This is a genomic window from Escherichia sp. E14V7 (assembly GCF_004212225.1).
In the GTDB taxonomy this organism is placed as follows: domain Bacteria; phylum Pseudomonadota; class Gammaproteobacteria; order Enterobacterales; family Enterobacteriaceae; genus Escherichia.
In genome coordinates, this window is the sequence record NZ_RHJJ01000012.1 from 15,780 (window position 1) to 40,514 (window position 24,735).

The 24,735-nt window shown below is 51.7% G+C and carries 24 protein-coding genes; 20 read left to right on the forward strand and 4 right to left on the reverse strand.

Annotated features, from left to right (window positions below):
- Positions 1-12 precede the first annotated feature (12 nt).
- From rseD to shoB, 13 genes are all read left to right on the forward strand, one after another.
- Complete coding sequence (gene rseD / locus D9741_RS13690) at positions 13-168, forward strand: rpoE leader peptide RseD (RefSeq protein ID WP_064526141.1); 156 nt, start codon at positions 13-15, stop codon at positions 166-168.
- Positions 165-740: an RNA polymerase sigma factor RpoE gene (gene rpoE / locus D9741_RS13695; protein WP_001295364.1), complete on the forward strand. Its 576-nt coding sequence runs from the start codon at positions 165-167 to the stop codon at positions 738-740. The genes rseD and rpoE overlap by 4 nt, the downstream gene beginning before the upstream one ends.
- Positions 741-772: 32 nt before the next feature.
- Entirely contained in the window at positions 773-1,423 is a 651-nt protein-coding gene (gene rseA, locus D9741_RS13700) for an anti-sigma-E factor RseA (protein ID WP_130214673.1), read from the forward strand.
- Positions 1,423-2,379 carry a sigma-E factor regulatory protein RseB gene (gene rseB, locus D9741_RS13705; protein WP_064526144.1) on the forward strand — a complete coding sequence of 319 codons (957 nt, stop codon included), beginning with the start codon at positions 1,423-1,425 and terminating at the stop codon, positions 2,377-2,379. The genes rseA and rseB overlap by 1 nt, the downstream gene beginning before the upstream one ends.
- The gene (rseC, locus tag D9741_RS13710) at positions 2,376-2,855 is read left to right on the forward strand and encodes a SoxR-reducing system protein RseC (RefSeq protein ID WP_130214671.1); all 480 of its coding nucleotides are present in this window, start codon (positions 2,376-2,378) and stop codon (positions 2,853-2,855) included. Before rseB ends, rseC begins: the two co-directional genes overlap by 4 nt.
- A gap of 197 nt (positions 2,856-3,052) precedes the next feature.
- On the forward strand, positions 3,053-4,852 hold the full coding sequence (gene lepA, locus D9741_RS13715) for a translation elongation factor 4 (RefSeq protein WP_000790173.1): 1,800 nt from the start codon (positions 3,053-3,055) through the stop codon (positions 4,850-4,852).
- Positions 4,853-4,867: 15 nt separating this feature from the next.
- Positions 4,868-5,842: a signal peptidase I gene (gene lepB / locus D9741_RS13720; protein WP_000002532.1), complete on the forward strand. Its 975-nt coding sequence runs from the start codon at positions 4,868-4,870 to the stop codon at positions 5,840-5,842.
- 272 nt (positions 5,843-6,114) lie between these two features.
- Entirely contained in the window at positions 6,115-6,795 is a 681-nt protein-coding gene (gene rnc, locus D9741_RS13725; protein ID WP_001068343.1) for a ribonuclease III, read from the forward strand.
- Positions 6,792-7,697: a GTPase Era gene (era, locus tag D9741_RS13730; RefSeq protein WP_000020738.1), complete on the forward strand. Its 906-nt coding sequence runs from the start codon at positions 6,792-6,794 to the stop codon at positions 7,695-7,697. The genes rnc and era overlap by 4 nt, the downstream gene beginning before the upstream one ends.
- A 131-nt stretch (positions 7,698-7,828) precedes the next feature.
- On the forward strand, positions 7,829-8,557 hold the full coding sequence (gene recO / locus D9741_RS13735; protein WP_130207598.1) for a DNA repair protein RecO: 729 nt from the start codon (positions 7,829-7,831) through the stop codon (positions 8,555-8,557).
- Positions 8,558-8,568: 11 nt separating this feature from the next.
- Positions 8,569-9,300, forward strand: a complete 732-nt coding sequence (pdxJ, locus tag D9741_RS13740) for a pyridoxine 5'-phosphate synthase (protein ID WP_130214669.1) — start codon at positions 8,569-8,571, stop codon at positions 9,298-9,300.
- Positions 9,300-9,680: a holo-ACP synthase gene (acpS, locus tag D9741_RS13745; protein WP_064526159.1), complete on the forward strand. Its 381-nt coding sequence runs from the start codon at positions 9,300-9,302 to the stop codon at positions 9,678-9,680. The genes pdxJ and acpS overlap by 1 nt, the downstream gene beginning before the upstream one ends.
- Before the next feature lie 418 nt (positions 9,681-10,098).
- Positions 10,099-10,179, forward strand: a complete 81-nt coding sequence (shoB, locus tag D9741_RS13750) for a type I toxin-antitoxin system toxin ShoB (RefSeq protein WP_130214702.1) — start codon at positions 10,099-10,101, stop codon at positions 10,177-10,179.
- Positions 10,180-10,372: 193 nt separating this feature from the next.
- On the opposite strand, the gene yfhL is transcribed toward shoB, so the two are convergent.
- Together yfhL and D9741_RS13760 are read right to left on the reverse strand one after the other, a co-directional pair.
- The gene (gene yfhL, locus D9741_RS13755; RefSeq protein WP_001196283.1) at positions 10,373-10,633 is read right to left on the reverse strand and encodes a 4Fe-4S dicluster ferredoxin YfhL; all 261 of its coding nucleotides are present in this window, start codon (positions 10,631-10,633) and stop codon (positions 10,373-10,375) included.
- 55 nt (positions 10,634-10,688) lie between these two features.
- A complete protein-coding gene (locus tag D9741_RS13760) occupies positions 10,689-11,537 on the reverse strand; it encodes a MurR/RpiR family transcriptional regulator (RefSeq protein WP_130207550.1) in 849 nt (282 codons plus the stop codon).
- A 207-nt stretch (positions 11,538-11,744) separates the two neighbouring features.
- Here D9741_RS13760 and yfhb point away from each other — a divergent pair, with 207 nt between their 5' ends.
- Together yfhb and tadA are read left to right on the forward strand one after the other, a co-directional pair.
- Positions 11,745-12,380 (forward strand): phosphatidylglycerophosphatase C, encoded by a 636-nt coding sequence (gene yfhb / locus D9741_RS13765; protein WP_130214667.1) that lies wholly within the window; start codon positions 11,745-11,747, stop codon positions 12,378-12,380.
- Positions 12,381-12,437: 57 nt separating this feature from the next.
- Positions 12,438-12,941, forward strand: a complete 504-nt coding sequence (tadA, locus tag D9741_RS13770; protein ID WP_064526984.1) for a tRNA adenosine(34) deaminase TadA — start codon at positions 12,438-12,440, stop codon at positions 12,939-12,941.
- Here tadA and mltF read toward each other — a convergent pair.
- Positions 12,938-14,494 (reverse strand): membrane-bound lytic murein transglycosylase MltF, encoded by a 1,557-nt coding sequence (gene mltF, locus D9741_RS13775; protein ID WP_130214665.1) that lies wholly within the window; start codon positions 14,492-14,494, stop codon positions 12,938-12,940. The two genes, tadA and mltF, sit on opposite strands and share 4 nt — an antisense overlap.
- A gap of 257 nt (positions 14,495-14,751) precedes the next feature.
- Here mltF and purL point away from each other — a divergent pair, with 257 nt between their 5' ends.
- The 5 genes from purL to glnB all read left to right on the forward strand — a co-directional run bounded on the left by purL (position 14,752) and on the right by glnB (position 23,264).
- A complete protein-coding gene (gene purL, locus D9741_RS13780; RefSeq protein WP_130214663.1) occupies positions 14,752-18,639 on the forward strand; it encodes a phosphoribosylformylglycinamidine synthase in 3,888 nt (1,295 codons plus the stop codon).
- 597 nt (positions 18,640-19,236) lie between these two features.
- A complete protein-coding gene (gene qseE, locus D9741_RS13785; RefSeq protein WP_130214661.1) occupies positions 19,237-20,664 on the forward strand; it encodes a two component system sensor histidine kinase QseE/GlrK in 1,428 nt (475 codons plus the stop codon).
- Between the two features lie 163 nt (positions 20,665-20,827).
- Positions 20,828-21,541: a two-component system QseEF-associated lipoprotein QseG gene (qseG, locus tag D9741_RS13790; RefSeq protein WP_130214659.1), complete on the forward strand. Its 714-nt coding sequence runs from the start codon at positions 20,828-20,830 to the stop codon at positions 21,539-21,541.
- Positions 21,531-22,865, forward strand: a complete 1,335-nt coding sequence (gene glrR, locus D9741_RS13795) for a two-component system response regulator GlrR (RefSeq protein ID WP_064526171.1) — start codon at positions 21,531-21,533, stop codon at positions 22,863-22,865. Before qseG ends, glrR begins: the two co-directional genes overlap by 11 nt.
- A gap of 60 nt (positions 22,866-22,925) precedes the next feature.
- Entirely contained in the window at positions 22,926-23,264 is a 339-nt protein-coding gene (gene glnB / locus D9741_RS13800; protein WP_000717691.1) for a nitrogen regulatory protein P-II, read from the forward strand.
- Positions 23,265-23,307: 43 nt separating this feature from the next.
- On the opposite strand, the gene hmpA is transcribed toward glnB, so the two are convergent.
- The gene (gene hmpA / locus D9741_RS13805; RefSeq protein WP_130214657.1) at positions 23,308-24,498 is read right to left on the reverse strand and encodes an NO-inducible flavohemoprotein; all 1,191 of its coding nucleotides are present in this window, start codon (positions 24,496-24,498) and stop codon (positions 23,308-23,310) included.
- Positions 24,499-24,735 lie beyond the last annotated feature (237 nt).

Sequence of the window (24,735 nt, forward strand, 5' to 3'; positions counted from 1 at the left end):
TAATGATAGATAATGATCCGTCTACAGCATGACAAACAAAAACAGATGCGTTACGGAACTTTACAAAAACGAGACACTCTAACGTTTTGCTTGCTCAAATTGCAGCTAATGGAGTGGCGTTTCGATAGCGCGTGGAAATTTGGTTTGGGGAGACTTTACCTCGGATGAGCGAGCAGTTAACGGACCAGGTCCTGGTTGAACGGGTCCAGAAGGGAGATCAGAAAGCTTTTAACTTACTGGTAGTGCGCTATCAGCATAAAGTGGCGAGTCTGGTTTCCCGCTATGTGCCGTCGGGTGATGTTCCCGATGTGGTACAAGAAGCTTTTATTAAAGCCTATCGTGCGCTGGATTCGTTCCGGGGAGATAGTGCTTTTTATACATGGCTGTATCGGATTGCTGTAAATACAGCGAAAAATTACCTGGTTGCTCAGGGGCGTCGTCCACCTTCCAGTGATGTGGATGCCATTGAAGCAGAAAACTTCGAAAGTGGCGGCGCGTTGAAAGAAATTTCGAACCCTGAGAACTTAATGTTGTCAGAAGAACTGAGACAGATAGTTTTCCGAACTATTGAGTCCCTCCCGGAAGATTTACGCATGGCAATAACCTTGCGGGAGCTGGATGGCCTGAGCTATGAAGAGATAGCCGCTATCATGGATTGTCCGGTAGGTACGGTGCGTTCACGTATCTTCCGAGCGAGGGAAGCTATTGATAACAAAGTTCAACCGCTTATCAGGCGTTGACGATAGCGGGATACTGGATAAGGGTATTAGGCATGCAGAAAGAACAACTTTCCGCTTTAATGGATGGCGAAACGCTGGATAGTGAGCTGCTTAACGAACTGGCTCACAACCCGGAAATGCAGAAAACCTGGGAAAGCTATCACTTAATCCGTGACTCTATGCGGGGTGATACTCCTGAGTTGCTTCATTTCGATATTTCATCACGCGTGATGGCCGCCATTGAAGAAGAGCCCGTTCGTCAACCGACGACATTGATCCCAGAGGCCCAGCCTGCGCCGCATCAATGGCAGAAAATGCCATTCTGGCAGAAAGTACGTCCATGGGCGGCACAGCTTACCCAAATGGGCGTAGCGGCATGTGTATCGCTTGCAGTTATCGTTGGCGTCCAGCACTATAATGGACAATCTGAAACGTCCCAGCAGCCCGAAACACCGGTATTTAATACTCTGCCGATGATGGGGAAAGCCAGTCCGGTAAGTCTGGGAGTACCTTCTGAAGCGACCGCAAACAATGGTCAACAGCAGCAGGTACAGGAGCAGCGTCGTCGCATTAATGCCATGTTGCAGGATTACGAACTGCAACGTCGACTCCACTCTGAACAGCTTCAGTTTGAGCAGGCACAAACACAGCAAGCCGCTGTACAGGTGCCAGGAATTCAAACTTTAGGAACGCAATCGCAGTAATGAAGCAACTTTGGTTTGCCATGTCATTAGTGACAGGTAGCCTGTTATTCTCTGCTAACGCCTCGGCCACTCCCGCGTCCGGGGCGTTATTACAGCAGATGAACCTGGCCAGCCAGTCACTGAATTACGAGCTGTCATTCATCAGCATCAATAAACAGGGTGTTGAGTCTCTGCGTTATCGACATGCACGCCTCGATAACCGTCCGCTTGCACAGCTGTTGCAAATGGATGGCCCGCGCCGGGAAGTGGTACAGCGCGGCAATGAAATCAGCTACTTTGAGCCGGGCCTTGAACCGTTTACTCTTAATGGCGATTACATTGTTGATTCTCTGCCATCGCTCATTTATACCGATTTCAAACGCCTTTCTCCTTACTACGACTTTATCTCCGTGGGACGCACGCGTATTGCTGATCGTCTTTGCGAAGTCATTCGCGTGGTTGCTCGTGATGGCACACGCTACAGCTACATTGTGTGGATGGACACCGAATCGAAATTACCGATGCGGGTTGATCTCCTTGATCGCGATGGTGAAACGCTGGAACAATTTCGCGTGATTGCTTTTAACGTCAATCAGGATATCAGCAGCAGTATGCAGACGCTGGCGAAGGCAAATTTGCCGCCACTGCTTTCTGTTCCTGTAGGTGAAAAAGCCAAATTCAACTGGACTCCAACCTGGTTGCCGCAGGGGTTTAGCGAAGTCTCCAGTAGCCGACGCCCGTTGCCCACGATGGACAATATGCCCATCGAATCACGTCTCTATTCAGACGGCTTGTTCAGCTTCTCGGTAAACGTTAACCGCGCGACGCCATCGAGCACCGATCAGATGTTGCGTACCGGACGCCGAACAGTCAGCACCAGCATACGTGACAACGCGGAAATCACTATTGTTGGTGAACTACCGCCGCAAACGGCGAAACGCATTGCCGAGAACATTAAGTTCGGGGCCGCACAATGATCAAAGAGTGGGCTACCGTCGTCTCCTGGCAAAACGGGCAGGCGCTGGTCAGTTGTGATGTCAAAGCCTCGTGCAGCAGCTGCGCTTCCCGCGCTGGCTGCGGCAGTCGCGTGTTGAATAAACTTGGTCCGCAAACCACACATACCATCGTCGTACCCTGTGATGAGCCGTTAGTGCCGGGGCAAAAAGTGGAATTAGGAATCGCTGAAGGTAGCCTGCTTAGTTCCGCATTACTGGTTTATATGTCGCCACTGTTGGGATTATTCCTTGTTGCTTCGTTATTTCAGCTACTCTTTGCTTCAGACATCGCGGCGTTATGCGGCGCAATTCTTGGTGGCGTTGGTGGATTCCTGATTGCGCGCGGCTACTCGCGAAAGTTTGCTGCCCGGGCTGAATGGCAACCGATCATCTTAAGCGTGGCATTGCCGCCAGGCCTTGTGCGGTTTGAAACATCTTCGGAAGACGCGAGCCAGTGATTTCACTGGCTTTGTTGCATTTTGCATAACAAATGCGAGGACGTTTCCAGATACCACAATCCATACGGTATGAACATTTCCTCGCCTCAATGTTGTAGTGTAGAATGCGGCCTTTCTATTAATACAGACGTTAAGCTCAGAACAGCGACTTCTAAAAGCCTGGTTAACCGGGCGTTAAGGCACAATAATCATACTTTATGAAGAATATACGTAACTTTTCGATCATAGCTCACATTGACCACGGTAAATCGACGCTGTCTGACCGTATTATCCAGATCTGCGGTGGCCTGTCTGACCGTGAAATGGAGGCGCAGGTTCTCGATTCCATGGATCTTGAGCGTGAGCGTGGCATTACCATCAAAGCGCAAAGCGTGACGCTGGACTACAAAGCGTCTGACGGTGAAACCTATCAGCTTAACTTTATCGACACCCCGGGCCACGTAGACTTCTCCTATGAAGTTTCCCGTTCGCTGGCTGCCTGTGAAGGTGCATTGCTGGTGGTCGACGCCGGGCAGGGCGTAGAAGCGCAAACTCTGGCGAACTGCTACACCGCGATGGAGATGGATCTCGAAGTGGTGCCGGTACTGAACAAGATTGACCTGCCGGCAGCCGATCCTGAACGCGTGGCGGAAGAAATTGAAGATATTGTTGGCATCGACGCCACCGATGCGGTGCGCTGCTCCGCGAAAACCGGCGTTGGCGTGCAGGATGTTCTCGAACGTCTGGTGCGTGACATTCCGCCGCCGGAAGGCGATCCAGAAGGTCCGCTACAGGCGCTGATTATCGATTCCTGGTTCGATAACTACCTGGGCGTGGTTTCACTTATCCGTATTAAAAACGGCACCCTGCGTAAGGGCGACAAAGTGAAAGTTATGAGCACCGGGCAGACCTATAACGCCGACCGCCTGGGGATCTTCACGCCGAAACAGGTTGATCGTACTGAACTGAAATGCGGCGAAGTAGGCTGGCTGGTGTGTGCGATCAAAGACATCCACGGTGCACCGGTAGGCGATACCTTAACGCTGGCGCGTAATCCGGCAGAAAAAGCGTTGCCTGGGTTTAAGAAAGTTAAACCGCAGGTATATGCCGGTCTGTTCCCGGTAAGTTCCGACGACTATGAAGCCTTCCGTGACGCGTTGGGCAAACTCAGCCTGAACGACGCTTCACTGTTCTATGAGCCAGAAAGCTCAACGGCGCTGGGCTTTGGTTTCCGCTGCGGCTTCCTCGGCCTGTTGCACATGGAGATCATTCAGGAACGTCTGGAACGTGAATACGATCTTGACCTGATTACCACAGCACCGACAGTAGTGTATGAAGTTGAAACTACGGCAAAAGAAGTTATCTACGTCGACAGCCCATCCAAGCTGCCAGCGGTAAATAACATCTACGAACTGCGCGAGCCGATTGCAGAGTGTCACATGCTGCTGCCGCAAGCGTATCTCGGTAACGTCATTACCCTGTGCGTGGAAAAACGCGGTGTACAGACCAACATGGTCTATCACGGAAACCAGGTAGCGCTGACCTACGAGATCCCGATGGCGGAAGTGGTGCTTGATTTCTTCGACCGACTGAAATCTACCTCGCGTGGTTATGCGTCTTTGGATTACAACTTCAAACGCTTCCAGGCTTCTGACATGGTGCGTGTTGACGTCTTAATCAACGGTGAACGTGTTGATGCGCTGGCATTGATCACCCACCGTGATAATTCGCAAAACCGTGGTCGCGAGCTGGTGGAGAAGATGAAAGATCTGATCCCACGCCAGCAGTTTGATATCGCTATTCAGGCAGCGATTGGAACGCACATCATTGCGCGTTCTACCGTGAAGCAGCTGCGTAAAAACGTACTGGCTAAATGCTATGGTGGTGATATCAGCCGTAAGAAAAAGCTGCTGCAGAAACAGAAAGAAGGTAAGAAACGTATGAAGCAGATCGGTAACGTTGAGCTGCCGCAGGAAGCGTTCCTTGCCATTCTGCACGTCGGCAAAGACAACAAATAACCCTTAGGAGTTGGCATGGCGAATATGTTTGCCCTGATTCTGGTGATTGCCACACTGGTGACGGGCATTTTATGGTGCGTGGATAAATTCTTTTTCGCACCTAAACGACGGGAACGTCAGGCAGCGGCGCAAGCGGCTGCCGGGGATTCACTGGATAAAGCAACACTGAAAAAGGTTGCGCCGAAGCCAGGCTGGCTGGAAACCGGGGCTTCTGTATTTCCGGTGCTGGCTATCGTATTGATTGTGCGTTCATTTATTTATGAGCCGTTCCAGATCCCGTCAGGTTCGATGATGCCGACTCTGTTAATCGGTGACTTCATTCTGGTAGAGAAATTTGCTTACGGCATTAAAGATCCTATTTACCAGAAAACATTGATCGAAACCGGTCATCCGAAACGTGGCGATATCGTGGTCTTCAAATACCCGGAAGATCCGAAGCTTGATTACATCAAACGCGCGGTAGGTTTACCGGGCGATAAAGTCACTTATGATCCGGTCGCGAAAGAAGTGACCATTCAACCTGGATGCAGTTCTGGTCAGGCGTGTGAAAACGCGCTGCCGGTAACTTATTCCAACGTTGAACCGAGCGATTTCGTACAGACCTTCTCGCGTCGTAACGGCGGGGAAGCGACCAGTGGCTTCTTTGAAGTGCCGAAAAACGAAACCAAAGAAAATGGCATTCGTCTTTCCGAACGTAAAGAGACGCTGGGCGATGTAACGCATCGTATCCTGACTGTGCCAATCGCCCAGGATCAGGTGGGTATGTATTACCAGCAGCCAGGGCAGCAACTGGCAACCTGGATTGTCCCGCCGGGTCAATACTTCATGATGGGCGATAACCGCGACAACAGCGCGGACAGCCGTTACTGGGGCTTTGTGCCGGAAGCGAATCTGGTTGGTCGGGCAACGGCAATCTGGATGAGTTTCGATAAGCAAGAAGGTGAATGGCCGACAGGTGTGCGCTTAAGTCGCATTGGTGGCATCCATTAATTGCTGCTTCTCGTTCACGTTGTCGTCATTCTGGCGGCAACGTGAATTATTTATGAGATAAATCTCCCCAGGCTAACGACATCCCTTATCGTTGTGTATAGAATATTCCCCCGAAGTTTAAGGTTGGCGCCTTCTGGTTGCCACGGCACACGAAACAGCGTTGGTTTCCATATATGGCGTAATGAATCCGCGACAAAGCGGTTAACAGAGCCTATGTGTATCAGGTCTGTTTCGTGTGCTGAATTGTTGACGCATTTATTTATTGGTATCGCATGAACCCCATCGTAATTAATCGGCTTCAACGGAAGCTGGGCTACACTTTTAATCATCAGGAACTGCTGCAGCAGGCATTAACTCACCGCAGCGCCAGCAGCAAACATAACGAGCGTTTAGAATTTTTAGGCGACTCAATCTTGAGCTACGTTATCGCCAATGCGCTGTATCACCGTTTCCCGCGTGTGGATGAAGGCGATATGAGCCGGATGCGCGCCACGCTGGTCCGTGGCAATACGCTGGCAGAACTGGCACGCGAATTTGAGTTAGGCGAGTGCTTGCGTTTAGGGCCGGGTGAACTTAAAAGCGGTGGATTTCGTCGCGAGTCAATTCTCGCCGACACCGTCGAAGCATTAATTGGTGGCGTATTCCTCGACAGTGATATTCAAACTGTCGAGAAGTTAATCCTTAACTGGTATCAAACCCGTCTGGACGAAATTAGCCCAGGCGATAAACAAAAAGATCCGAAAACACGTCTGCAGGAATATTTGCAGGGTCGCCATCTGCCGCTGCCGACTTATCTGGTAGTTCAGGTCCGTGGCGAAGCGCACGATCAAGAATTTACAATCCACTGCCAGGTCAGCGGCCTGAGTGAACCGGTGGTTGGCACAGGTTCAAGCCGTCGTAAGGCTGAGCAGGCTGCCGCCGAACAGGCGTTGAAAAAACTGGAGCTGGAATGAGCATCGATAAAAGTTATTGCGGATTTATTGCCATCGTCGGACGCCCGAACGTTGGCAAATCCACGCTGCTGAACAAACTGTTGGGGCAGAAAATCTCCATCACTTCCCGCAAAGCGCAGACAACTCGTCACCGCATTGTGGGTATCCATACTGAAGGCGCGTATCAGGCGATCTACGTCGACACCCCGGGCCTGCATATGGAAGAGAAGCGTGCTATTAACCGCCTGATGAACAAAGCGGCGAGCAGCTCCATTGGCGACGTTGAGCTGGTGATTTTTGTCGTTGAAGGCACCCGTTGGACACCGGACGATGAAATGGTGCTCAACAAGCTGCGTGATGGCAAAGCGCCGGTGATCCTCGCGGTGAACAAAGTGGACAACGTGCAGGAGAAAGCCGATCTGCTGCCGCATCTGCAGTTCCTGGCAAGCCAGATGAACTTCCTCGATATTGTGCCGATCTCTGCCGAAACCGGGCTGAATGTCGACACTATTGCGGCAATCGTGCGTAAGCATCTGCCTGAAGCGACCCATCACTTCCCGGAAGATTACATCACCGATCGCTCGCAGCGTTTTATGGCGTCTGAAATCATCCGTGAAAAACTGATGCGTTTTCTCGGCGCAGAACTGCCGTACTCCGTGACCGTGGAGATCGAACGTTTTGTCACCAATGAACGTGGTGGTTATGACATCAACGGTTTGATTCTCGTTGAGCGCGAAGGGCAGAAGAAGATGGTCATTGGCAACAAAGGGGCCAAGATCAAAACCATCGGTATTGAAGCGCGTAAAGACATGCAGGAAATGTTCGAAGCGCCTGTCCACCTTGAGCTGTGGGTGAAAGTGAAATCCGGCTGGGCTGATGACGAACGCGCACTGCGTAGTCTCGGTTACGTTGACGATCTTTAATTAGCATACTCTATGACTTTCGAGGTGCAGGAAGGCGGCAAGACCGTGAATCCCTGGGAGCTTACTAAAGTAAGTGACCAGGGGGAACGGGTGCAGCCAAGGCACCTGCAACTTGAAAGGCGACGAGTATGATGGAAGGCTGGCAGCGCGCATTTGTCCTGCATAGTCGCCCGTGGAGCGAAACCAGCCTGATGCTGGATGTCTTCACGGAGGAGTCGGGTCGCGTGCGTCTGGTTGCCAAAGGCGCACGCTCTAAACGCTCTACCCTGAAAGGTGCATTACAGCCTTTCACGCCTCTCTTGCTTCGCTTCGGTGGGCGCGGTGAAGTCAAAACACTGCGCAGTGCTGAAGCTGTCTCATTGGCGCTGCCATTAAGCGGTATCACGCTTTACAGCGGTCTGTACATCAACGAACTTCTCTCCCGCGTGCTGGAATACGAGACGCGCTTCTCGGAACTCTTTTTCGATTACTTGCACTGCATCCAGTCTCTGGCTGGAGCCACAGGCACACCGGAACCCGCGTTGCGCCGCTTCGAACTGGCATTGCTCGGGCATCTGGGTTATGGCGTCAATTTTACCCATTGTGCAGGTAGCGGCGAACCGGTGGATGACACCATGACGTATCGTTATCGCGAAGAAAAAGGGTTTATCGCAAGCGTCGTTATCGACAATAAAACCTTCACCGGGAGGCAGTTGAAAGCGTTACACACGCGGGAATTTCCTGACGCAGACACATTGCGTGCCGCGAAACGCTTTACCCGCATGGCGCTTAAGCCGTATCTTGGCGGTAAACCATTAAAGAGCAGGGAACTGTTCCGGCAGTTTATACCTAAGCGAACAGTGCAAACACATAATGACTGATGAGGATTGTCATGGCTGAATTACTGTTGGGCGTCAACATTGACCATATCGCAACGCTGCGTAATGCACGTGGTACTGCTTACCCCGACCCGGTGCAGGCCGCGTTTATTGCCGAGCAGGCTGGCGCGGATGGCATTACCGTGCATTTGCGTGAAGATCGTCGCCACATTACTGACCGCGACGTGCGCATCCTGCGTCAGACGCTGGATACCCGCATGAATCTGGAAATGGCGGTGACCGAAGAGATGCTGGCGATTGCCATTGAGACGAAGCCTCATTTTTGCTGCCTGGTACCGGAAAAGCGCCAGGAAGTGACAACCGAAGGTGGCCTGGACGTCGCAGGTCAGCGTGACAAAATGCGCGATGCCTGTAAACGTCTGGCGGATGCCGGGATTCAGGTTTCTCTGTTTATCGATGCAGATGAAGAGCAGATCAAAGCTGCAGCAGAGGTAGGCGCCCCGTTTATCGAGATCCATACTGGTTGTTATGCCGATGCCAAAACTGACGCTGAACAGGCGCAAGAGCTGGCGCGCATCGCCAAAGCCGCGATCTTTGCCGCAAGCCTCGGTCTGAAAGTTAACGCCGGACACGGTCTGACCTATCACAACGTGAAAGCCATTGCCGCCATTCCTGAGATGCATGAACTGAATATCGGCCATGCCATTATTGGTCGTGCAGTGATGACCGGACTGAAAGATGCGGTGGCAGAAATGAAGCGTCTGATGCTGGAAGCGCGTGGCTAATGGCAATATTAGGTTTAGGCACGGATATCGTGGAGATCGCTCGCATTGAAGCGGTGATCGCCCGATCCGGTGAGCGCCTGGCTCGCCGCGTATTAAGCGATAACGAATGGGAAATCTGGAAAACGCACCAACAGCCAGTGCGTTTTCTGGCGAAGCGTTTTGCTGTGAAAGAAGCGGCGGCAAAAGCGTTTGGAACCGGGATCCGCAATGGTCTGGCGTTTAATCAGTTTGAAGTATTCAACGATGAGCTTGGTAAGCCACGGTTGCGACTGTGGGGCGAGGCATTAAAACTCGCGGAAAAGCTGGGCGTCGCACATATGCATGTGACGCTGGCAGATGAACGTCATTATGCTTGCGCCACGGTAATTATTGAAAGTTAAAATAATACCGTTCTCTTTATAAAGTAAAACCCCCGAACTGGTAAGGAACGGGGGTTTTACTTCATAACTTTAATTTTGTGCAGCATGCACCCTCAACTACAGCGATTATGGATCAGGGTGGTTATCTTTTACAAGCAACTTGCAATCTTTATCATAAAAACTCGAGCCTTTACGAAGAAAGCGATATTGATGGAAATATTAACGTGACTGCAAATTCGTAAGTACATTAAAATTGGCTTCGTTATTGGCGATTTTGCTGTGCTTTACACCATGCCACTGAATTCCCCCATTGAAACGAGTGGTGTCGTCAAAGCTCTGGTGTGGAGTGCAGCATGTATCCTCAATAACTCGCACGTTCAGTTTTGGGGAGATGTAAGGGCTAATCTGAACAGCTGCATTCCTTGTTTAAGGAAAACGAATGACTGATTGTCGATACCTGTTTAAACGGGTCATTAAAGTCATCATTGCTGTTTTACAGCTGATCCTTCTGTTCTTATAACACAAGGAAACGTACTTAAGGCGCGTCAGGTTAACCAGCCAGGCGCGCCTTTAATAATTATAAATAAATGTCTGCGCAGATATTATATGAATTCATTTGGTGAATGATTATGCTGTTGTCATCATTTGAATAAATATAATAGCGTTAAGCTTTTGTCTATAAATAATTAATACTCTACTTCCAGATCAGAATATTAAATTTTATCTGCGTGATGCATTAGCACAAATTTATCCCACAACTGCTCTTCTGTCTCGACATGCGCCGGATCTTTCACAATAGTATTAGGGATCGGACACACCTTCTGGCAGGTTGGCGTCTCGTAGTGACCTACGCATTCGGTACACTTATCGCTGTTAATCTCGTAGATATGATCTCCCATTGAAATCGCCTCATTCGGGCATTCAGGTTCACACATATCACAATTGATGCATTTTTTAGTGATTAACAGCGCCATAAGGAAACTCTCAAAACAACACAAACCGGGCGGGCATTATACGCGCATTCTTTGCTCAAACCAGTTTTTTCACCAGTGCTTCGCTGTGGCGAATGCGCTCAGGCGCCAGTTCCAGGTCCTGCTGGATTAGCGCAATGAACAGCAAATCTGTAAGCATTCCCTGAGCATGACAAGCGGAGATCGATGCACTATTCGTCGCCTGTTCTTCGGCAATAGTATACAGGCAGTGGGACGCTCGTTGTTGCAGAGCATTCGGCGTGAAACCGGTAATTGCCAGCACCTTTCCACCCACGCGCAGCATCTCATCTGCCGCGAGATTTAACTCACGTCGTACACCAGTGTAAGAGATGGCTAATAACAGGTCGTCCGGTGAAGATGCCTGTACAGTAGCGAGCAACGCATGCATATCGCGTTCTGCGGCAGCATTGAAACCAATCTTCATCAGTTTCCAGGCAAAGTTTTGCGCTACCAGACCCGAAGCGCCAATGCCAGTCAAAATAATCCGCCTCGCAGAACGCAGCATCACCACGCATTCATGCAATTTCTCTTCACTGTTAACGTTCAGTGTCGCATACATGGCAGCCGTGTTTTCTTTTATGAGTTTTTCACCCACCAGTCGCAGCGGATCATCACCGCGAATTTGGTTATGAATGGGGACAGAAGGGGATTCCGGCTGGCTCGCCAGAGCTTCGCTTAACGCCAGTTTTAAGGCTGGAAAACCTTTATAGCCGAGTTTTTGTGCGAATTTCACTACGCTGGATTGACTGACACCAGCTTCGTTGGCCAATTGCTGCGAACTTAAATGGCGCGCCGTATCAGGTTGTAGCAGGAGATAGTCCGCCAGTTTTTTATCACTCTGGGCAAGCTGCTGGTAACGCTGACGAATACGAAGTAAGCCGTTCATATCTTTCCTCGCGATAAAATAATGGCGACAACAGGCAATATGAGACACAAGCGAGTGAATATTATATTCCATAGCTTGTAAGATCTATGAATTAAAAATTCCATTCAGCATTATACGGTAGATTGTTGCCGGAAAAGTGATGATCTATCTGTTAGGCTATGTAGTAGCGATGATTAATCAGGATGTTTCAGTCCAGAGGAGTATGGTTTGGCAACTCACGAGCGTCGTGTGGTGTTTTTTGACTTAGATGGAACATTGCATCAACAGGATATGTTCGGTAGTTTTCTGCGCTACTTACTGCGTCGCCAACCGCTGAATACACTGCTTGTCCTGCCGCTATTGCCGGTTATTGTCATGGCATTATTGATAAAAGGCCGTGCTGCGCGCTGGCCGATGAGTCTGCTATTGTGGGGATGCACTTTTGGTCACAGCGAAGCGCGTTTACAGGCATTACAAGCCGATTTTGTACACTGGTTTCGCGACAATGTGACTGCCTTTCCGCTGGTGCAAGAGCGCCTGACCACCTACTTGCTCAGTTCTGATGCTGATATCTGGTTGATTACCGGTTCTCCACAGCCGCTGGTTGAAGCGGTCTATTTCGATACGCCCTGGTTACCGCGGGTGAATCTTATCGCCAGCCAAATTCAGCGTGGTTATGGCGGCTGGGTATTGACAATGCGTTGCCTCGGGCATGAGAAGGTCGCGCAACTGGAACGCAAAATCGGCACGCCACTGCGGTTGTACAGTGGTTACAGCGACAGTAATCAGGACAACCCGCTGCTTTATTTCTGCCAGCATCGTTGGCGAGTAACCCCGCGCGGTGAACTCCAGCAACTGGAATAGAGTAAAGCATAGCGTCCGTGTATAATGCGCCGCGCTTTTATAACCGGAGTTTTCTTTTTGTCTGAAGTCGAATTTAGTCACGAATACTGGATGCGCCATGCCATGACACTGGCAAAACGTGCCTGGGACGAGCGGGAAGTACCGGTCGGCGCGGTATTAGTGCATAACAACCGGGTAATCGGCGAGGGCTGGAATCGTCCGATTGGTCGGCATGATCCTACCGCGCACGCTGAAATCATGGCCCTGCGTCAGGGCGGTCTGGTGATGCAAAATTATCGCCTGATCGATGCCACATTATATGTCACGCTGGAGCCGTGTGTGATGTGCGCCGGAGCGATGATTCACAGCCGGATTGGTCGTGTAGTTTTTGGTGCACGTGATGCGAAAACGGGGGCTGCCGGATCATTAATGGATGTGTTGCACCATCCGGGCATGAATCACCGGGTAGAAATCACGGAAGGGATATTGGCGGAAGAGTGTGCAGCGCTGCTCAGCGACTTCTTTCGCATGCGCCGTCAGGAAATCAAAGCGCAGAAAAAAGCGCAATCTTCTGCGGATTAATTTTGCTTCTTTTCACTTCCCTTCCTGGAAAACAGCAGCGAAGGGGAGTGTGTCAGATAGTTAGATGACGACTGTGAAAGAAACGAGAGAAAAGGAAATTTCCCTTTACTCAATTCTGTTGGCGACACTGCCGGATAATCCTGAGCCAGTTGCATCGCCGCTTCTGTTGCCTGCTTTTCTTTCTCTTGCAGATACCCCACCAGACTAATCTGATACTTACGGATATTCTCGACATAGGCGTAAGCTTCATGTCCCCGCGCATAACCGTAAGTCAGCTTGCTGTAATAGGGTTTCTGGCTAAGTAAAGGCAGACGTTGTTTAACATCGGTCCAGCTGTCTGGATTACCTTTGGTTTTTGCCGTCAGGGCGCGAGCATCCAGCATATGCGCATAACCCATATTGTAAGCAGCGAGCGCAAACCAAATCCGTTCATTTTCTGGCACGCTTTCCGGCACTTTACTCATCATATCCTGCAAATAACGCGCGCCGCCGCTGATGCTTTGTTCAGCATCGGTACGATCGGTAATGCCCAGGCTTTGCGCGGTATTTTTGGTCAACATCATCATGCCACGCACACCGGTTGGCGAGGTGGCCTGCGCGTCCCAATGTGATTCCTGGTAAGCAATAGCCGCCAGCAAACGCCAGTCAATTTCCTCGGCGTATTTCTCAAACAAAGGTTTTAATTGTGGCAGCACCGCATCGACGGCGCGTAAAAATGTGCGTGTATCGACATAATCAAAATCATCGCCATGCCCCAGGTATTTCTCTTCAATGCGTGCCAGCGTGCCGTCCTCATTCATTTTGTTGAAGAAGTCGAGCAGAGCTGCGGAAAGGGTATTATCGTCATCTAACTGGCTAAACCAGGTCACTGGTTGTTCATCGGTGATATCGAGTGCCACGGCGAGTTCCGGGTGAACTCGCTGGAACAGGCTGATGGCGACAGAATCAGCAATGGTGTAATCCAGCTTACCTCCGATGACATCTTCCAGTAATTCCGCTGAGCCTTTTTTGTCGTCCACCTTCCAGCTTAAATCCGGGAATTTAGTTTCTTTCAGTCTTTGTAGATCGTTAACGACGACGTGTCCTGGTGCGATGGAGAGCTGTTCCGCCGTCAAATTGCCCAGCGTGCGTGGGCGATATTGACCCACTTTGTAAACCAGTTGTTGTGAAACGGAATAATAGGTAGGACCAGGCTGATAGTTTTTTACCCGCTCACTGTTATAAACCAGACCTGCTGCCAGCAGGTCGGCGTTGCCGTTGTCGAGATCGTCAAACAACTGGCTGATATTCTGCCGTACGGTCACTTTCAGTTTCACACCGAGGTAGTCGGCAAATTGTTTGGCCAACTCATAATCCAGCCCGGAAGAGTTACCGTTAATCTCATTCCAGGTGAGGGGAGTATGAATGGTGCTCACGCGCAATTCTCCCCGCGCTTGAATGGCGGCGATACGGTTGTCGGCTTTACCAAACCACGGAATAGACGGCCAGAGAGCTACCGCAAGAAGCAGTGCCAGAATGCCAATGAACAGATAATTAATCTTTAATTTTTTCAATTAGTTAATTCTCTGTGTCGTTCGTGTCCTGGCTTGAAAAAACGATATGCTAAACAAAGGTATAATCATCAATGAGCGGCATTTTGCGTAAACCTGTGCCAGTTGGCAACTTATTAGAGCCATTGGCGGCACGCGTTGCTAATTCACGATGGTGATTTTATTTCCACGCAAACGGTTTCGTCAGCGCATCAGATTCTTTATAATGACGCCCGTTTCCCCCCCTTGGGTACACCGAAAGCTTAGAAGACGAGAGACTTATGATGGAAATTCTGCGTGGTTCGCCTGCACTGTCGGCATTCCGAATCAATAAACTGCTGGCGCGTTTTCAGGCTGCCAGGCTCCCGGTTCACAACATTTACGCCGAGTATGTCCATTTTGCTGACCTCAATGCGCCGTTAAACGAAGAAGCGCACGCGCAACTTGAACGCCTGTTGAAATATGGTCCGGCACTCGCCAGCCATGCCCCGGAAGGCAAATTACTGCTGGTGACCCCGCGTCCAGGCACCATCTCTCCCTGGTCTTCAAAAGCGACCGATATCGCCCATAACTGCGGGCTGCAACAGGTAAACCGCCTTGAGCGCGGCGTGGCTTACTATGTAGAAGCCGCTACGCTGACCAATGAACAGTGGCAGCAGGTTACCGCTGAACTGCACGACCGCATGATGGAAACGGTCTTTTTTGCTTTAGATGATGCAGAGCAGTTGTTTGCGCATCATCAACCGACTCCGGTCACCAGTGTTGATTTGCTGGGGCAGGGCCGTCAGGCGCTAATCGACGCTAACCTGCGTCTTGGCCTGGCACTGGCGGAAGATGAAATTGACTATCTGCAAGATGCTTTCACAAAGCTTGGTCGTAACCCGAACGACATCGAGCTCTATATGTTCGCCCAGGCGAACTCTGAGCACTGCCGCCACAAAATTTTTAACGCCGACTGGATTATCGACGGTGAACAGCAGCCGAAATCGCTGTTCAAGATGATCAAAAATACCTTCGAAACCACGCCGGATCACGTTCTCTCTGCGTATAAAGATAACGCCGCGGTGATGGAAGGTTCTGAAGTGGGCCGCTACTTTGCTGACCACGAAACGGGCCGCTACGATTTCCATCAGGAACCGGCGCATATTCTGATGAAAGTCGAAACTCACAACCACCCGACGGCAATTTCTCCGTGGCCGGGCGCGGCGACCGGTTCCGGCGGTGAAATCCGCGATGAAGGTGCCACCGGGCGCGGCGCGAAGCCGAAAGCCGGTCTGGTTGGTTTCTCCGTTTCCAACCTGCGAATTCCTGGCTTCGAACAGCCGTGGGAGGAAGATTTCGGTAAGCCTGAGCGCATTGTCACCGCGCTGGACATCATGACCGAAGGTCCGCTGGGCGGCGCGGCATTTAACAACGAATTTGGTCGTCCGGCGCTGAACGGCTACTTCCGTACTTATGAAGAAAAAGTGAACAGCCACAACGGCGAAGAGCTGCGCGGTTATCACAAACCGATCATGCTGGCGGGCGGGATCGGCAACATTCGCGCCGATCACGTACAAAAAGGCGAGATCAACGTTGGTGCGAAGCTGGTCGTTCTCGGCGGCCCGGCAATGAATATCGGTCTTGGCGGCGGCGCGGCGTCTTCTATGGCGTCTGGTCAGTCTGATGCCGACCTCGACTTTGCTTCCGTACAGCGCGACAACCCGGAGATGGAGCGTCGTTGCCAGGAAGTGATCGACCGTTGCTGGCAGCTTGGTGATGCCAACCCAATTCTGTTTATCCACGACGTTGGCGCAGGCGGTCTTTCTAACGCGATGCCGGAACTGGTGAGCGACGGTGGGCGCGGCGGTAAATTTGAACTGCGCGATATCCTGAGCGACGAACCGGGCATGAGCCCGCTGGAAATCTGGTGTAACGAATCCCAGGAACGCTACGTGCTGGCGGTTGCTGCCGATCAGTTACCACTGTTTGACGAACTGTGTAAGCGTGAACGCGCGCCCTACGCGGTGATTGGTGAAGCGACCGAAGAACTGCATCTTTCTCTGCACGATCGTCATTTTGATAATCAGCCGATCGATCTACCGCTGGACGTACTGCTGGGCAAAACGCCGAAGATGACCCGCGATGTGCAAACGCTGAAAGCGAAAGGCGATGCGCTGGCCCGTGAAGGGATCACCATTGCTGACGCGGTGAAACGTGTGCTGCATCTGCCGACCGTGGCGGAAAAAACTTTCCTCGTTACCATTGGCGACCGTAGCGTAACCGGCATGGTGGCGCGCGATCAGATGGTTGGCCCGTGGCAGGTGCCGGTCGCTAACTGTGCGGTCACTACTGCCAGCCTCGACAGCTACTATGGCGAAGCGATGGCAATTGGCGAACGTGCGCCAGTTGCACTGCTGGATTTCGCCGCCTCTGCCCGTCTGGCGGTCGGTGAAGCGTTAACCAATATTGCCGCAACACAGATTGGCGATATCAAACGCATTAAACTTTCCGCCAACTGGATGGCGGCGGCAGGCCACCCTGGTGAAGATGCGGGCCTGTATGAAGCCGTTAAAGCCGTGGGCGAAGAGCTTTGTCCGGCGCTGGGCCTGACGATCCCGGTGGGTAAAGATTCAATGTCGATGAAAACCCGCTGGCAGGAAGGTAGCGAAGAGCGCGAAATGACCTCGCCGCTGTCGCTGGTTATTTCTGCATTTGCCCGCGTGGACGATGTGCGTCACACCATCACGCCGCAGCTTTCTACCGAAGATAACGCACTGCTGCTGATTGATCTGGGCCTTGGCAATAATGCGCTGGGCGCAACGGCACTGGCGCAGGTTTATCGTCAGCTTGGCGACAAACCGGCTGATGTGCGCGACGTCGCGCAACTGAAAGGTTTCTATGACGCGATTCAGGCGCTGGTTGCACAGCGTAAGCTGCTCGCGTACCACGACCGCTCTGACGGTGGCCTGCTGGTAACGCTGGCGGAAATGGCATTTGCCGGTCATTGCGGCATTGAAGCGGATATCGCCTCTCTGGGCGACGATTACCTGGCGGCGTTGTTTAACGAAGAACTGGGAGCGGTGATTCAGGTTCGTGCCGCTGACCGTGAAGCAGTCGAAGCGGTACTGGCACAGCATGGCCTTGCTGATTGCGTCCATTATGTTGGCCAGGCGGTTTCCGGTGACCGTTTTGTGATTACCGCCAACGGCCAGTCGGTATACAGCGAAAGCCGCACCACGCTGCGTGTCTGGTGGGCAGAAACCACCTGGCAGATGCAGCGCCTGCGTGACAACCCGGAGTGCGCCGATCAGGAACATCAGGCGAAATCCAACGACGCTGATCCGGGCCTGAATGTGAAACTGTCGTTCGATATCAACGAAGATGTGGCAGCTCCGTTTATCGCTACTGGCGCGCGCCCGAAAGTTGCCGTACTGCGTGAGCAAGGCGTGAACTCGCATGTTGAAATGGCGGCAGCTTTCCATCGTGCGGGCTTCGACGCTATCGACGTGCATATGAGCGATCTGCTGGCTGGACGCACTGGTCTGGAGGATTTCCACGCCCTGGTCGCGTGCGGTGGTTTCTCCTACGGTGATGTGCTGGGTGCCGGTGAAGGTTGGGCGAAGTCTATTCTGTTCAACAACCGTGTACGCGATGAGTTTGCAACCTTCTTCCATCGTCCGCAAACGCTGGCGCTGGGGGTATGTAACGGTTGCCAGATGATGTCTAATCTGCGTGAGCTGATCCCAGGTAGCGAGCTGTGGCCTCGTTTCGTGCGTAACACCTCCGATCGCTTTGAAGCGCGTTTCAGCCTGGTTGAAGTGACCCAAAGCCCGTCTCTGCTGTTGCAGGGGATGGTGGGCTCGCAGATGCCGATTGCTGTGTCTCACGGTGAAGGGCGCGTTGAAGTACGCGACGCGGCGCATCTGGCGGCACTGGAAAGCAAAGGGCTGGTTGCGCTGCGCTATGTCGATAATTTCGGCAAAGTCACCGAAACCTACCCGGCTAACCCGAACGGTTCCCCGAATGGTATTACGGCGGTCACGACTGAAAGTGGTCGAGTCACCATTATGATGCCGCACCCGGAGCGTGTTTTCCGTACTGTCAGCAACTCCTGGCACCCGGAAAACTGGGGCGAGGATGGTCCGTGGATGCGTATTTTCCGCAATGCGCGTAAGCAACTAGGGTAAGGCTGCGGAAATTTCACGCAACCCATTGTTTTGTAGGCCGGATAAGGCTTTCACGCCGCATCCGGCATTACACACAACCACTTAGCCAACAATTATAAGCTCCCAACTCCGGGAGCTTTTTTTTGTGTCTGTAAATCACGACAATGGGTGGTTTGCCGTGTCGCTTATAGGTGACATATAACTTATTGATTTAATTTAAAACGAATAATTTAAGCTTTGGGCGTCTCTTTTAAGCGACACACTGGCTGATTTATAGCCAACCAATGGAACAACCATTAATTCATTAAAGCTATGTTTTATCAGTACGTTATCAAACCATTTTATTTATTGGCACAGTTACTGCATAATAATAACCAGTGGCTCATTCACCCACTTATGTCAGCCCCTTCGGGACGTGCTACATAAAATTCGAATGACGCACAACAAGGTGCCTGCCGTCCAACTTCTGATATCAGCGTAGCTATATCAACCATCGGGCGAAACGTCGAGTTAGGCACCGCCTTATTCCACAACAAAGCCGGGTAATTCCCGGCTTTGTTGTATCTGAACTTCCCCTCGGTTAGCATCTGGCTATTCGCGTCTGACGAGAGTAACACCTTGAAACGCTGGCCCGTTTTTCCCCGTTCATTACGACAATTAGTCATGCTGGCATTCTTGCTGATTCTGCTGCCTCTGCTGGTACTGGCATGGCAAGCCTGGCAAAGCCTTAATGCGCTTAGCGATCAGGCGGCGCTGGTCAATCGCACAACGCTTATTGACGCCCGGCGCAGTGAGGCAATGACTAATGCGGCACTAGAGATGGAGCGTAGCTACCGTCAGTATTGCGTGCTGGACGACTCAACCCTGGCGAAGGTCTATCAAAGCCAGCGTAAACGTTACAGCGAAATGCTCGATGCCCACGCTGGCGTGCTGCCGGACGATAAACTTTACCAGGCATTGCGTCAGGATTTGAACAATCTTGCCCAACTCCAGTGTAACAACAGTGGGCCGGATGCGGCGGCTGCCGCGCGTCTGGAAGCCTTTGCCAATGCCAATGCCGAAATGGTACAGGCCACGCGCACCGTGGTGTTTTCACGCGGGCAGCAACTCCAGCGAGAGATAGCCGAACGCGGACAGTATTTCGGCTGGCAGTCACTGGTGTTGTTTCTGGTGAGTCTGATAATGGTGCTGCTTTTCACCCGAATGATTATTGGTCCGGTGAAAAATATCGAGCGGATGATCAACCGTCTGGGGGAAGGACGCTCACTGGGTAATAGCGTCTCGTTTAGTGGACCGAGCGAGTTACGCTCGGTAGGGCAACGTATTCTTTGGTTAAGTGAACGCCTGTCATGGCTGGAATCCCAGCGCCATCAATTTTTAAGACATTTATCTCATGAATTAAAAACGCCACTGGCGAGTATGCGCGAGGGCACTGAATTACTGGCTGACCAGGTTGTCGGGCCGCTTACGCCAGAGCAAAAAGAGGTGGTAAGCATCCTCGACAGCAGCAGCCGCAATTTGCAAAAACTTATAGAACAACTGCTTGATTACAACCGTAAACAGGCAGATGGCGCGGTGGAACTGGAGAATGTTGAGTTGGCACCGTTGGTGGAGACGGTAGTTTCCGCTCACAGCCTGCCAGCTCGGACTAAAATGATGCATACCGACGTTGATCTCAAGGCAACAGCATGCCTGGCGGAACCCATGTTGCTGATGAGCGTGCTGGATAATCTTTACTCCAATGCGGTGCACTACGGGGCTGAATCCGGTAACATTTGCCTTCGCAGCAGTTTACATGGCGCACGGGTTTATATTGATGTCATCAATACAGGCACACCCATTCCGCAAGAGGAACGCGCCATGATCTTCGAACCCTTTTTTCAGGGAAGTCACCAGCGAAAAGGGGCGGTGAAGGGGAGCGGTCTGGGATTAAGCATTGCCAGGGATTGTATTCGCCGTATGCAGGGGGAACTGTATCTGGTCGACGAGAGCGGGCAAGACGTTTGCTTCCGCATTGAATTGCCTTCGTCGAAAAACACGAAATAATGTTAAGGCCTATCCCATCAGGCTATTTTATTTGCCAGTTCGGCCCCGGGCAGTGCTCGAAATCCTCACGTACTACGTGTACGCTCCGGTTTCTCCGCGCTGTCCGTGTCCAAACTGCCTGCAACAATTACGCCCACTGGGATAGGCTCTGAGTCTGGTGAATATGCGACACATTTTTCAACGATTTTTATCCCGACGGCTGTGGCTGGCGTGGGTGCCTTGTCTGGCGCTGCTGGGCTGCGTGCAGAATCACAATAAGCCAGCCATTAATGCGCCAGTAGAAGAAAAAATCCCGGTTTATCAACTGGCTGATTATCTTCCTACTGAATGTAGCGACATCTGGGCGCTGCAAGGTAAATCAACTGAAACTAACCCGCTTTACTGGCTACGGGCGATGGATTGCGCCAACCGCTTAATGCCAGCGCAGTCGCGTCAGGAAGCGCGCAAGTATGGTGATGGCAGCTGGCAAAATACCTTTAAGCAGGGGATTTTGCTTGCCGATGCCAAAATCACGCCTTTTGAGCGCCGCCAACTGGTCGCGCGCATTGATGCGTTAAGTACTGAGATCCCGGCGCAGGTTCGCCCGTTGTATCAACTCTGGCGCGACGGACAGGCGTTGCAACTGCAACTGGCGGAAGAGCGCCTACGTTACAGTAAACTCCAGCAATCCAGCGACAGCGAACTGGACGCCCTGCGCCAGCAGCAACACGTTCTACAGCAACAACTGGAACTAACCACCCGCAAGCTGGAGAACCTGACGGATATTGAACGTCAACTCTCGACTCGCAAACCGGCCGGAAATTTCCCACCGGACACGCCGCACGAGAGTGAAAAAAACGCGCCATCCACCAATGAGGTCACCCCTGATGAGCCATAAACCTGCGCATTTATTATTGGTCGATGACGATCCGGGATTACTGAAATTACTTGGCCTGCGCCTGACCAGCGAAGGCTACAGCGTGGTCACGGCAGAAAGTGGTGCCGAGGGGCTGCGGATACTGAATCGTGAAAAAGTGGATTTAGTCATTAGCGACCTGCGGATGGATGAAATGGATGGTATGCAACTGTTTGCTGAAATCCAGAAAGTGCAGCCAGGTATGCCGGTAATCATCCTTACCGCGCATGGTTCTATTCCCGATGCCGTTGCCGCGACACAGCAGGGCGTGTTTAGTTTCCTCACCAAGCCCGTTGATAAAGACGCGCTATATCAGGCAATTGACGATGCGCTGGAACAATCCGCGCCAGCCACCGACGAACGTTGGCGCGAGGCGATTGTCACTCGCAGCCCGCTGATGCTGCGCTTGCTGGAACAGGCCCGGCTGGTGGCGCAATCAGACGTTAGCGTTTTGATTAACGGTCAGAGCGGCACCGGGAAAGAGATTTTTGCCCAGGCTATCCACAACGCCAGCCCGCGTAACAGCAAGCCGTTTATTGCCATTAACTGTGGCGCATTGCCCGAGCAGTTGCTGGAGTCGGAGCTGTTTGGTCATGCACGCGGCGCGTTTACTGGTGCCGTCAGCAATCGCGAAGGTTTATTCCAGGCGGCGGAAGGCGGTACGCTGTTTCTCGATGAGATTGGCGATATGCCCGCACCGTTGCAGGTCAAATTGCTGCGCGTATTGCAGGAGCGAAAAGTCCGTCCGCTGGGCAGTAACCGCGATATTGATATCGACGTGCGGATTATTTCTGCGACCCACCGCGACTTACCAAAAGCGATGGCGCGCGGGGAATTCCGCGAAGATCTCTATTACCGCCTCAATGTCGTCAGCCTTAAAATTCCGGCACTGGCGGAGCGCACGGAAGACATTCCGCTACTGGCAAACCACTTATTGCGCCAGGCGGCAGAGCGACATAAACCGTTTGTCCGCGCGTTCTCCACCGATGCGATGAAACGCCTGATGACTGCCAGCTGGCCGGGAAATGTGCGCCAGTTGGTCAACGTGATTGAACAGTGCGTGGCGCTGACCTCATCTCCGGTGATTAGCGATGCATTAGTAGAGCAGGCGCTGGAGGGCGAAAACACGGCGCTGCCCACCTTTGTTGAGGCACGTAACCAGTTTGAACTCAATTACTTGCGCAAGTTGCTGCAAATCACCAAAGGCAACGTCACCCACGCGGCGAGAATGGCGGGGCGCAACCGGACAGAATTTTATAAACTGCTTTCCCGACACGAGCTGGATGCAAACGATTTCAAGGAATGAATCGGTGTAATGTGTTACGTTTAGCAGATCAAAAGACAGGCGACCTTTTCAAGGAATAGCATGAAAAAGATTGATGCGATTATTAAACCCTTCAAGCTGGACGATGTCCGTGAAGCACTGGCCGAAGTCGGTATTACCGGCATGACCGTGACCGAAGTGAAAGGCTTTGGGCGCCAGAAAGGCCACACTGAGCTGTATCGCGGTGCGGAATATATGGTGGATTTTCTGCCGAAGGTGAAAATTGAGATCGTCGTGCCGGACGACATTGTCGATATCTGCGTAGACACGATTATTCGTACGGCGCAAACCGGCAAAATTGGTGATGGTAAAATTTTCGTCTTCGACGTGGCACGGGTCATTCGTATTCGTACCGGCGAAGAGGACGACGCAGCGATTTAAACCGCGTCATGGTTGCCGGATGTTTCCATCCGGCAACATCAAATCACAGCACTTTATGCGGGCCAAAGCATTCGTAATGAATGTTTTCCTGCTTCACACCCAGGTCCACTAACTGTTTCGCGGCAAACTGCATGAAGCCAACCGGACCGCAGAGATAGAACTGCATGGCCGGATCGCTGAACGCACCTTCCAGTTTGCTCAAATCCATCAGGCCTTCGCTATCAAACTGACCTTTAGCGCGATCGGCTTCGCTCGGCTGGCGATACCAGGTATGCGCGGTAAAGCGCGGTAGTGCTTGCCCCAGTTCCTTAACTTCATCAGCAAAGGCGTGAACATCGCCATTTTCTGCCGCGTGGAACCAGTTTACCTGGGCGTTATGGCCTGCTTTTGCCAGCGTATCGAGCATAGCCAGCATTGGCGTTTGCCCTACACCCGCAGAGATCAGTGTTACCGGCGTGTCATCTGTCACATCCATAAAGAAATCACCCGCCGGAGCTACCAGCTTCACGACATCGCCAACGTTGGCGTGATTGTGCAGCCAGTTGGATACCTGCCCGCCATCTTCGCGTTTCACCGCAATACGATAGCCTTTGCCATCAGGTTTACGAGTCAAAGAGTACTGACGAATTTCCTGATGCGGGAAACCTTCTGGTTTCAGCCAGACGCCGAGATACTGTCCTGGACGGTATTCTGCCACTGCGCCACCGTCGACCGGTTCCAGTTCGAAGCTGGTGATAAGCGCGCTGCGCGGCGTTTTAGCCACAATGCGGAAATCGCGAGTACCTTCCCAGCCACCGGCTTTGCTGGCGTTTTCGTTATAGATTTCCGCCTCGCGATTGATAAATACATTAGCCAGTACGCCATAGGCTTTACCCCACGCGTCCAGCACTTCCTGGCCTGGGCTGAACATTTCGTCCAGCGTCGCCAACAGGTGTTCGCCGACGATGTTGTACTGTTCCGGTTTGATCTGGAAACTGGTGTGCTTCTGCGCGATTTTTTCTACCGCTGGCAGCAGCGCAGGCAGGTTTTCAATATTACTGGCGTAGGCGGCAATAGCGTTAAACAGGGCTTCACGTTGATCGCCATTACGCTGGTTACTCATGTTAAAAATTTCTTTGAGTTCTGGGTTATGAGTAAACATACGGTCGTAGAAATGGGCGGTTAACTTTGGCCCTGTTTCTACCAGTAAAGGGATGGTGGCTTTTACTGTAGCGATGGTTTGAGCGTCAAGCATATGGTCTTCCTTTTTTTGCATCTTAATTGATGTATTTCAAATGCATCTTATAAAAAATAGCCCTGCACTGTAAATGGTTCTTTTGGTGTTTTTCATCAAGAATGTGATGAAGTGAAAAATTTGCATCACAAACCTGAAAAGAAATCCGTTTCCGGTTGCAGGCCCTTTATTCTCCAAAGCCTTGCACAGCTTGAAGGTAATCGTTTGCGTAAATTCCTTTGTCAAGACCTGTTATCG

What these genes read in the sequence shown, in the direction of transcription:
- rseD (WP_064526141.1), top strand. Translation starts at nt 13, where the DNA reads ATGATCCGTCTACAGCATGACAAACAAAAACAGATGCGTTACGGAACT.
- pdxJ (WP_130214669.1), top strand. Translation starts at nt 8,569, where the DNA reads ATGGCTGAATTACTGTTGGGCGTCAACATTGACCATATCGCAACGCTG.
- shoB (WP_130214702.1), top strand. Translation starts at nt 10,099, where the DNA reads ATGACTGATTGTCGATACCTGTTTAAACGGGTCATTAAAGTCATCATT.
- hmpA (WP_130214657.1), bottom strand. Translation starts at nt 24,498, where the DNA reads ATGCTTGACGCTCAAACCATCGCTACAGTAAAAGCCACCATCCCTTTA.
- acpS (WP_064526159.1), top strand. Translation starts at nt 9,300, where the DNA reads ATGGCAATATTAGGTTTAGGCACGGATATCGTGGAGATCGCTCGCATT.
- D9741_RS13760 (WP_130207550.1), bottom strand. Translation starts at nt 11,537, where the DNA reads ATGAACGGCTTACTTCGTATTCGTCAGCGTTACCAGCAGCTTGCCCAG.
- lepB (WP_000002532.1), top strand. Translation starts at nt 4,868, where the DNA reads ATGGCGAATATGTTTGCCCTGATTCTGGTGATTGCCACACTGGTGACG.
- glnB (WP_000717691.1), top strand. Translation starts at nt 22,926, where the DNA reads ATGAAAAAGATTGATGCGATTATTAAACCCTTCAAGCTGGACGATGTC.
- yfhL (WP_001196283.1), bottom strand. Translation starts at nt 10,633, where the DNA reads ATGGCGCTGTTAATCACTAAAAAATGCATCAATTGTGATATGTGTGAA.
- qseG (WP_130214659.1), top strand. Translation starts at nt 20,828, where the DNA reads ATGCGACACATTTTTCAACGATTTTTATCCCGACGGCTGTGGCTGGCG.
- glrR (WP_064526171.1), top strand. Translation starts at nt 21,531, where the DNA reads ATGAGCCATAAACCTGCGCATTTATTATTGGTCGATGACGATCCGGGA.
- era (WP_000020738.1), top strand. Translation starts at nt 6,792, where the DNA reads ATGAGCATCGATAAAAGTTATTGCGGATTTATTGCCATCGTCGGACGC.
- purL (WP_130214663.1), top strand. Translation starts at nt 14,752, where the DNA reads ATGATGGAAATTCTGCGTGGTTCGCCTGCACTGTCGGCATTCCGAATC.
- recO (WP_130207598.1), top strand. Translation starts at nt 7,829, where the DNA reads ATGGAAGGCTGGCAGCGCGCATTTGTCCTGCATAGTCGCCCGTGGAGC.
- rseC (WP_130214671.1), top strand. Translation starts at nt 2,376, where the DNA reads ATGATCAAAGAGTGGGCTACCGTCGTCTCCTGGCAAAACGGGCAGGCG.
- rpoE (WP_001295364.1), top strand. Translation starts at nt 165, where the DNA reads ATGAGCGAGCAGTTAACGGACCAGGTCCTGGTTGAACGGGTCCAGAAG.
- rseB (WP_064526144.1), top strand. Translation starts at nt 1,423, where the DNA reads ATGAAGCAACTTTGGTTTGCCATGTCATTAGTGACAGGTAGCCTGTTA.
- rseA (WP_130214673.1), top strand. Translation starts at nt 773, where the DNA reads ATGCAGAAAGAACAACTTTCCGCTTTAATGGATGGCGAAACGCTGGAT.
- rnc (WP_001068343.1), top strand. Translation starts at nt 6,115, where the DNA reads ATGAACCCCATCGTAATTAATCGGCTTCAACGGAAGCTGGGCTACACT.
- lepA (WP_000790173.1), top strand. Translation starts at nt 3,053, where the DNA reads ATGAAGAATATACGTAACTTTTCGATCATAGCTCACATTGACCACGGT.